The organism is Cyanobium sp. BA20m-p-22, assembly GCF_024346275.1.
Taxonomy (GTDB): Bacteria; Cyanobacteriota; Cyanobacteriia; order PCC-6307; family Cyanobiaceae; genus Cyanobium_A.
The window spans coordinates 1-5,726 of record NZ_JAGQCQ010000245.1 but is presented as its reverse complement, the minus strand read 5'-3'; the positions used below and the strand labels follow the sequence as shown (position 1 = coordinate 5,726).

Annotated in this window: 5 protein-coding genes; 3 read left to right on the top strand and 2 right to left on the bottom strand. The window is 66.9% G+C overall.

The features are described 5' to 3' along the window. Positions 1 to 988: tRNA lysidine(34) synthetase TilS (tilS, locus tag KBZ15_RS17075; protein ID WP_255016414.1), on the bottom strand; the 988-nt coding region annotated here is incomplete at its 3' end. Between the two features lie 34 nt (positions 989 to 1,022). Between tilS and KBZ15_RS17070 the strand changes: the two genes are divergently transcribed. From KBZ15_RS17070 to uvrB, 3 genes are read left to right on the top strand one after another with little or no spacing between them, the layout of a single operon-like run. Continuing rightward, positions 1,023 to 1,811 carry a DUF561 domain-containing protein gene (locus KBZ15_RS17070; RefSeq protein ID WP_255016416.1) on the top strand — a complete coding sequence of 263 codons (789 nt, stop codon included), beginning with the start codon at positions 1,023 to 1,025 and terminating at the stop codon, positions 1,809 to 1,811. 28 nt (positions 1,812 to 1,839) lie between these two features. Continuing rightward, positions 1,840 to 2,268 (top strand): phage holin family protein, encoded by a 429-nt coding sequence (locus KBZ15_RS17065; RefSeq protein WP_255016413.1) that lies wholly within the window; start codon positions 1,840 to 1,842, stop codon positions 2,266 to 2,268. A 36-nt stretch (positions 2,269 to 2,304) separates the two neighbouring features. Next, the gene (gene uvrB, locus KBZ15_RS17060) at positions 2,305 to 4,311 is read left to right on the top strand and encodes an excinuclease ABC subunit UvrB (RefSeq protein WP_315859916.1); all 2,007 of its coding nucleotides are present in this window, start codon (positions 2,305 to 2,307) and stop codon (positions 4,309 to 4,311) included. Positions 4,312 to 4,326: 15 nt separating this feature from the next. Here uvrB and KBZ15_RS17055 read toward each other — a convergent pair whose 3' ends face one another. Further along, positions 4,327 to 5,646 (bottom strand): sugar transferase, encoded by a 1,320-nt coding sequence (locus KBZ15_RS17055; RefSeq protein WP_255016412.1) that lies wholly within the window; start codon positions 5,644 to 5,646, stop codon positions 4,327 to 4,329. Positions 5,647 to 5,726: the final 80 nt, after the last annotated feature.

Genomic DNA, 5,726 nt, shown 5'->3' with positions numbered 1-5,726 from the left:
ACAGCAGCTGCTCGAGGGGCCGGGCCGCCAGCACCTGCTGGATCTGGCACTCCAACCAGCGGTGCAGCAGTTCCCCCTGGTTGGCCGGCGCCAGCGCCACCAGCCCTAAGCGCTCGAGGGCGGCCGCGGCTCCAGGCCCCCTGGCGCTGTTGAGGTTTTGCAGGGCCAGATCCACCATTTCGGTGCGGCATTCCAGTTCGCTGACCAGTCGTTCGGCCTGGGCGCCGATGCGCTGGGCAGCGCCGGGGTGGAGAGCTTCGAGCACCGGCAGCACCTCGGCCCGGATTCGATTGCGGCTGTAGCGGAGGTCGTGGTTGGCCGGGTCGTGCCACACCGGCAGCTCCAGTTGGCGGCAGAGGCGGGCGGTGTCGCTGCGGGAAAAGGTCAGCAGCGGCCTGCTCAGCTCGATGCTGCTGGAGTCGCGGGATTCGTCGGGGCCTTTGGCCAGGGGCCGTTGGCTGCGCAGGCTGGCCAGGCCGCGCCGGTGGCTGCCGCGGGCTAGGTGCAGCAGCAAGGTTTCGGCCCGGTCGCTGGCGGTGTGGCCGGTCACCACGTGGCTGGCCCCCAGGGCCCGGGCCCTGGCCTCCAGCTGGCCATAGCGCCAGTGGCGGGCCATGGCTTCGCTGGGCGGCCCCCCTTCGCTGGGCGGGCCCCCTTCGCCGCAGCGGTCAACCACCAGGCTGAGGCCCTGCTGCAGGCACCAGGCTGCAAGTTCCTCGGCCTGGCGGGCCGATTCGGCCCGCCAGGCGTGGTCGCCGTGCCAGAGCAGCAGCGACCAGTGGTGCAGCCGGCGCAGGTCGAGCAGCAGGGCCAGCAGGGCCATCGAGTCCTGGCCGCCGGACACCGCCAGCAGCAGGGGCGCCCCCGCCGGCAGCAGGCCTGGGTGGCGCAGCAGGTGCCGGTGCAGCCGCAGGTGGTCGGGGCTCCAGCGCTGGCTGGGGTGGGGGCCGGGATGCAGCGTCGTAGGGGCTCCGGATGGGAGAATCACCCCACCATTTCAAAGCCAAGGGCCCATGCCTGCGATGTCGCGCTTCGAACAGCTGCCCGTTGCCCTGCAGGCCGCCCTGGCGGAGCGACGCCTGCTGAAGGTGATCGCCGGACTCACCAACTTCGATTCGGCCGCGGTGGAGCGGATCAGTCGCGCCGCTGGCCAGGGGGGGGGCGATCTGGTGGATGTGGCCTGTGATCCGGCCCTGGTGAAGCTGGCGGCCGGGGCCAGTGGGCTGCCGATCTGCGTCAGCGCTGTGGATCCCGAGCTGTTTCCCGCTGCCGTGGCCGCCGGGGCCGCCATGGTTGAGATCGGCAACTACGACGCCTTCTATCCCCAGGGCCGCATCTTCGACGCCGCCGAGGTGCTCGAGCTCACCCGCCGCAGCCGCGCCCTGCTGGCTGGGGTGGTGCTGAGTGTCACCGTGCCCCACGTGCTGCCCCTCGACCAGCAGGAGCAGTTGGCGGTTGAGTTGGTGGCCGCCGGCGCCGACATCATCCAGACCGAGGGGGGCACCAGCGCCAGGCCCTTCAGTGCCGGCAGCCTGGGCCTGATCGAGAAGGCCGCCCCCACCCTCGCCGCGGCCCACGCCATCAGCCGCGCCCTGGCTGCCAGCCCTTCCCAGACCAGCCCATTCCAGACTCCCGTGCTCTGCGCATCCGGTCTGTCGGCCGTCACCGTGCCCCTGGCGATTGCCGCTGGTGCCAGCGGCGTGGGGGTGGGATCGGCCGTTAACCGGCTCTCCGATCCACTGGCCATGGTCGCGGCGGTGCACGGCTTGCGCGATGCCCTGGGGAGGGTCCTGGCCCCATGCCTAATCTGAAGTTCTAAACACCTACCCCCCCCCTGTCATGGGTTCTCTGATCTGGCTTCTGCAGTGGCCAATCCGGGCCGTGGTGCTCTTGATCGTGGCCTGGTTGCCCCTCGGCGTGGAGGTGAGCAGCTTTCCGGTTGCCCTGCTCTCGGCCGTGGTGATCGGTTTGCTCGGCACCCTGTTGATCGTGCCCCTGAAGCTGGTGCTGGGTCCGATCTGGGCGGTCACCAGCCTGGGCGGCTTGATCAGTCCGGTGAGCCTGCTGTTCAACTGGGCCATCACCGTCATCCTGTTTGGCCTGGCGGCCTGGTTGATCCAGGGCTTTCGGCTCAGGAACGGCCTGGTCAGCGCGATCCTGGGCGGGGTTGTGTACGCGGTGTTGTCGGCTGTGATCCTGCGGGTCCTCGGCCTGGACGTGGACTTCACCAGGGCCGCTGGCCTGCTGATGGCCGTACCTGCAGCCTGAGTCACAACTGATGGGCTCGGGCCCGAGAATGGGCTGATGGTTCCATTCCAGCTCCACGCCCCTTACGAGCCCAAGGGCGACCAGCCCACGGCCATTGCCGGGCTGGTGAGCGGGGTGGAGGCGGGCGAGCGCTACCAGACCCTGCTGGGGGCCACGGGCACCGGCAAGACCTTCACGATCGCCAACGTGATCGCCCAGACCGGCCGGCCGGCCCTAGTGCTGGCCCACAACAAAACCCTGGCGGCCCAGCTCTGCAATGAGCTGCGGGAGTTTTTCCCGCACAACGCCGTTGAATATTTCATCAGCTATTACGACTACTACCAGCCGGAGGCCTATGTGCCCGTCTCCGACACCTACATCGCCAAAACAGCATCGATCAACGAAGAGATCGACATGCTGCGTCACTCGGCGACGCGCTCGTTGTTTGAGCGCCGCGATGTGATCGTGGTGGCCTCGATCAGCTGCATCTACGGCCTGGGTATACCCAGTGAATACCTCAAGGCGGCAGTGAAATTTCAGGTGGGTGAGACCCTCAACCTGCGCGGCTCTTTGCGGGAGCTGGTGAATAACCAGTACTCCCGCAACGACCTGGAGATTTCGCGCGGGCGTTTCCGGGTGCGGGGCGATGTGCTGGAAATCGGCCCCGCCTATGAAGACCGGCTGGTGCGGATTGAGCTGTTCGGCGATGAGGTGGAGGCGATCCGCTACGTGGATCCCACCACAGGCGAAATCCTGCAGAGCTTGGAAAACATAAGTATCTATCCGGCCAAACACTTCGTGACCCCCAAGGAGCGGCTGGGGGAGGCGATCCAGGCGATTCGTACCGAGTTGCGCGAACGCTTGGAGCTGCTCAACGGCCAGGGGCGGCTGCTGGAGGCCCAGCGCCTGGAGCAGCGCACCACCTACGACTTGGAGATGCTCGAGCAGGTGGGCTACTGCAATGGGGTGGAGAACTACGCCCGCCATCTGGCCTGCCGCGAAGCGGGCACGCCGCCGGAGTGCCTGATCGACTACTTCCCCAAGAACTGGCTGCTGGTGGTTGATGAGAGCCACGTCACCTGCTCCCAGCTGCAGGCCATGTACAACGGCGACCAGTCGCGCAAACAGGTGCTGATCGAGCACGGCTTCCGTCTGCCTTCAGCTGCCGATAACCGGCCGCTGAAGGGCTCGGAGTTCTGGGAAAAGGCCCAGCAGACGATCTTCGTGAGCGCCACCCCGGGCAACTGGGAGATGGAGCAGAGCCACGGCCAGGTGGTGCAGCAGGTGATCCGGCCCACCGGCGTGCTCGATCCGATCGTGGAGGTGCGCCCCACCGAGGGTCAGGTGGACGACCTGCTGGGCGAGATCCGCACCCGGGCCGAGAAGCAGGAGCGGGTGCTGGTGACCACCCTCACCAAGCGGATGGCGGAAGATCTCACCGATTACCTGGCCGAACACGGGGTGCGGGTGCGCTACCTGCATTCGGAGATCCATTCGCTCGAGCGGATCGAGATCATCCAAGACCTGCGCAATGGCGAATACGACGTGCTGGTGGGGGTGAACCTGCTGCGGGAGGGTCTCGACCTGCCCGAGGTGTCCCTGGTGGCGATCCTCGATGCCGACAAGGAGGGCTTCCTGCGGGCCGAGCGCTCCCTGATCCAGACCATCGGCCGCGCTGCCCGCCACATCGAGGGCGTGGCCCTGCTCTACGCCAACAACCTCACCGATTCGATGGCTAGGGCGATCTCGGAAACGGAGCGCCGCCGGGCAATTCAGCACGCCTACAACCAACGGCACGGCATCACCCCCACCCCCGCCGGCAAGCGGGCCGGCAATTCGATCCTGGCCTCCTTGGAGCTGTCGCGCCGGCTCAACGACGACCAGCTGGAGCAGGCCACCGAGCAGGCCGAACACAACGAGGTGCCGCTCGATGCCCTGCCGGAGCTGATCCAGCAGCTGGAGGAGAAGATGAAGGGGGCCGCCAAGAATCTGGAGTTCGAGGAGGCGGCCAACCTGCGCGACAAGATCAAAAACCTGCGCCAGAAGCTGGTGGGCAGGGCTTAGCCCCTGCAAGCAGGCTTAGCGCCCGGCGGCTTTGAGGACAACTTTGATTGTTTTGGCCATGATCAGAAGATCCAGCCAGAGGCTGGCGTTGCGGAGATAAAAGAGGTCGTAGCTGAGTTTGAGCTCCGAATCTTCCACGCTGGATGTGTAGGGCATATTCACCTGGGCCCAGCCGCTCAGGCCTGGGCGCACCCAGTGGCGCAGCCGGTAATTGGGAATCTCCGCCTCAAGCTTCACCTCGAGTTCGGGTCGTTCCGGCCGCGGGCCGATCAGGCTCATTTCACCCCGGAGCACATTGATTAGCTGGGGCAGTTCGTCGAGGCGGGTTCTGCGCAGCCAGCGACCTATTCGGGTGACGCGATCATCCCCTTCCTTGGCCCAGAGGGCGTCTTCGCCTTCCGCCTCGGGCACCATCGAGCGCAGTTTGAGCACGGCGAAGGTTTGGCCCAGCAGGCCGGTGCGTTGCTGGCGGTAGATCACCGCAGCGCCATCCTCCAACCAGATCAGCCCTGCCGCCAGGGCTAACACCGGGCTGGCCAGGAGCAGCAGCACCAGGCTGAGCAGCACATCGGCGAAGCGTTTGAGTTGCTGCTCGAAATTGCTCTGCTCCCCATCGATTCGGCTTGAGAACAGCAGCCATTGATCGCCCACCCAGCGGGGCGGAATCCGCTGCAGATACTGTTCGGCCAGGGCAGTTAGGGAGATCACGGGATGGCCCTGGCCCACCACATTTTCGCAAAACTGCAGCACATTCGCCTCAGCGACGACGCCACTGCTGAGGGCGATGGCTGAGCTGGGCGGATCGCTGGACCAGAGCGTTGGGCTGAACTCAAGCACCAGGGGCATCGGCAGGGCACTTGGGCTGCGCCGCCATTCCTGGCCAACGGCCTCGGCCTCCTGTTCCAGCGCCACGATCTGCCAGGCCGGCTGGATGTTGAGCAGGCGCCCCTGGCGCAGGCCCAGGCGCACAAGGGCGCTCCAGGGCACCAGCAGGCTGAACAGGGGAATCAGGCTGCCCCGGTGCAGCAGGGTGATTGCTGGAGAGGCCCGCAACAGCCAGCCCAGCAGGGCGCTTGCCACCAGAGAGGCCCCTGCGGTGGTGGCGAGGCGCAGAAGCATGCGGCTCCTGCGCAGCCGCGCCTGTTTCAGCAGCGTGTAGGAGCCGAACAGCCAGCCCAGGCTGAGATAGATCAGCACCAGGGCCAGCAGCAGCAGCTGTTGGTTGGCCAGGTTGCTTTGGCGCAGGGCGTTGATGGCTACGGCCAGCAGCACCAATCCCGCCCCATCGAGGCTGGCGGCAACGGCCAGGGGCAGGCGAGGGCGAGCCCAGCCCATCAGCTGGGGGCCTCCATTCCCTGGGCCCGGTGGAGCACGGCACCCCCCAGGTTGAAGGTGGCGTGCACCGCCCGCAGGGC